We start from the raw sequence: 3,300 nt of genomic DNA on the forward strand, positions 1-3,300 counted from the left end.
GGGGGATTAGCTCAGCTGGGAGAGCACCTGCTTTGCAAGCAGGGGGTCGTCGGTTCGATCCCGTCATCCTCCACCAAGAGTGCAAACGTAAGCAGATAGCTGTTTAGGTTTGATCTTTTAGGGATCAAGTGCTGTATGTTCTTTAACAATCTGGAAGAAGTAAAGTTTTATTAAGCGCACACTGTAAAAGGTGTGTACTTAGGGTAGTAGTAAAAACTCATCAAACACAGTAGTAAATGCTTAACCTATAGCCGTCAAGGTTATAGGGACAAGTGAATAAGTGCACATGGCGGATGCCTTGGCGATTACAGGCGATGAAGGACGTAGTAGCTTGCGATAAGCTGCGGGGAGCTAGCAAACAAGCTTTGATCCGCAGATTTCCGAATGGGGAAACCCGGCCTTTTAGGTCATCGTACACTGAATACATAGGTGTACGAAGCGAACGCGGCGAACTGAAACATCTAAGTAGCTGCAGGAAAAGAAATCAACCGAGATTCCCAAAGTAGTGGCGAGCGAAATGGGAAGAGCCTGCACGTGATAGTCGGACTGGTAGTGGAACAGATTGGAAACTCTGGCCATAGCGGGTGATAGCCCCGTACACGAAACCAGACCGGTGGTACTAAGCGTGCGACAAGTAGGGCGGGACACGAGAAATCCTGTCTGAAGATGGGGGGACCATCCTCCAAGGCTAAATACTCGTAATCGACCGATAGTGAACCAGTACCGTGAGGGAAAGGCGAAAAGAACCCCGGGAGGGGAGTGAAATAGATCCTGAAACCGTGTGCATACAAACAGTAGGAGCCTCGTAAGGGGTGACTGCGTACCTTTTGTATAATGGGTCAGCGACTTACATTCAGTGGCAAGGTTAACCGGATAGGGAAGCCGTAGAGAAATCGAGTCCGAACAGGGCGCCAGTCGCTGGGTGTAGACCCGAAACCAAGTGATCTACCCATGGCCAGGTTGAAGGTGCGGTAACACGCACTGGAGGACCGAACCCACTAATGTTGAAAAATTAGGGGATGAGCTGTGGGTAGGGGTGAAAGGCTAAACAAACTTGGAAATAGCTGGTTCTCTCCGAAAACTATTTAGGTAGTGCCTCAAGTATCACCAACGGGGGTAGAGCACTGTTATGGCTAGGGGGTCATCGCGACTTACCAAACCATTGCAAACTCCGAATACCGTTGAGTGCGAGCTTGGGAGACAGACGTCGGGTGCTAACGTCCGGCGTCAAGAGGGAAACAACCCAGACCGCCAGCTAAGGTCCCAAAGATTGGCTAAGTGGAAAACGAAGTGGGAAGGCTAAAACAGTCAGGATGTTGGCTTAGAAGCAGCCATCATTTAAAGAAAGCGTAATAGCTCACTGATCGAGTCGTCCTGCGCGGAAGATGTAACGGGGCTAAGCCAGTCACCGAAGCTGCGGATATGCGTAAGCATATGGTAGGAGAGCGTTCTGTAAGCCTGCGAAGGTGTCTTGTAAAGGATGCTGGAGGTATCAGAAGTGCGAATGCTGACATGAGTAGCGATAATGGGGGTGAAAAGCCCCCACGCCGTAAGCCCAAGGTTTCCTGTTCAACGTTCATCGGAGCAGGGTGAGTCGGCCCCTAAGGCGAGGCAGAGATGCGTAGCTGATGGGAAGCAGGTTAATATTCCTGCACCGTCGTATGATGCGATGGGGGGACGGATCGCGGAAGGTTGTCTGACTGTTGGAATAGTCAGTTCCTGGTTCATAGAAGGCGCTTAGGCAAATCCGGGCGCGAAATTCAAGGGATCGGGACGAAGAACTTTTAGTTCTGTAGCAATCGGAAGTGGTTCCAAGAAAAGCCTCTAAGCTTCAGTCATACGAGACCGTACCGCAAACCGACACAGGTGGGCGAGATGAGTATTCTAAGGCGCTTGAGAGAACTCGGGAGAAGGAACTCGGCAAATTGGTACCGTAACTTCGGGAAAAGGTACGCCTCGGTAGCTTGACTGCTTTACTGCAGAAGGGCGAAAAGGTTGCAATAAACTGGTGGCTGCGACTGTTTAATAAAAACACAGCACTCTGCAAACACGAAAGTGGACGTATAGGGTGTGACGCCTGCCCGGTGCTGGAAGATTAAATGATGGGGTGCAAGCTCTTGATTGAAGTCCCAGTAAACGGCGGCCGTAACTATAACGGTCCTAAGGTAGCGAAATTCCTTGTCGGGTAAGTTCCGACCTGCACGAATGGCGTAACGATGGCCACACTGTCTCCTCCCGAGACTCAGCGAAGTTGAAGTGTTTGTGATGATGCAATCTACCCGCGGCTAGACGGAAAGACCCCATGAACCTTTACTGTAGCTTTGCATTGGACTTTGAACCAATCTGTGTAGGATAGGTGGGAGGCTTTGAAGCGGGGACGCCAGTTCTCGTGGAGCCAACCTTGAAATACCACCCTGGTTTGTTTGAGGTTCTAACCTTGGTCCGTTATCCGGATCGGGGACAGTGCATGGTAGGCAGTTTGACTGGGGCGGTCTCCTCCTAAAGTGTAACGGAGGAGTTCGAAGGTACGCTAGGTACGGTCGGACATCGTGCTAATAGTGCAATGGCATAAGCGTGCTTAACTGCGAGACTGACAAGTCGAGCAGGTACGAAAGTAGGACATAGTGATCCGGTGGTTCTGTATGGAAGGGCCATCGCTCAACGGATAAAAGGTACTCTGGGGATAACAGGCTGATTCCTCCCAAGAGTTCATATCGACGGGGGAGTTTGGCACCTCGATGTCGGCTCATCACATCCTGGGGCTGTAGCCGGTCCCAAGGGTATGGCTGTTCGCCATTTAAAGTGGTACGTGAGCTGGGTTTAAAACGTCGTGAGACAGTTTGGTCCCTATCTGCCGTGGGCGTTGGAAATTTGAAGGGGGCTGCTCCTAGTACGAGAGGACCGGAGTGGACGAACCTCTGGTGTACCGGTTGTCACGCCAGTGGCATTGCCGGGTAGCTAAGTTCGGAAGAGATAACCGCTGAAAGCATCTAAGCGGGAAACTTGCCTTAAGATGAGATTTCCCGGAGCCTTGAGCTCCTTGAAGGGTCGTTCGAGACCAGGACGTTGATAGGTCAGGTGTGGAAGTGCAGTAATGCATTAAGCTAACTGATACTAATTGCCCGTACGGCTTGTCCCTATAACCTTGATGGTTATCATTTACTCGTGTTTGAGTAACCCTAACTCTACTTCTTCCGGATTCTGCCTGCAGCACACGCTGCAGGCGTACAAGTCAATGCCTGATGACCATAGCAAGTCGGTCCCACCCCTTCCCATCCCGAACAGGACCGTGAAACGACT

General features: G+C 51.0%; 1 tRNA gene and 2 rRNA genes. All 3 read left to right on the forward strand.

The annotated features are described in order from the left end of the window. Positions 1 to 76, forward strand: a tRNA-Ala gene (locus ACLB1G_RS27860). Positions 77 to 266: 190 nt separating this feature from the next. Continuing rightward, positions 267 to 3,139, forward strand: a 23S ribosomal RNA gene (locus tag ACLB1G_RS27865). A gap of 99 nt (positions 3,140 to 3,238) precedes the next feature. Next, a 5S ribosomal RNA gene (rrf, locus tag ACLB1G_RS27870) occupies positions 3,239 to 3,300 on the forward strand; the annotation flags it as partial.

It is taken from the genome of Duganella kummerowiae (assembly GCF_053572355.1).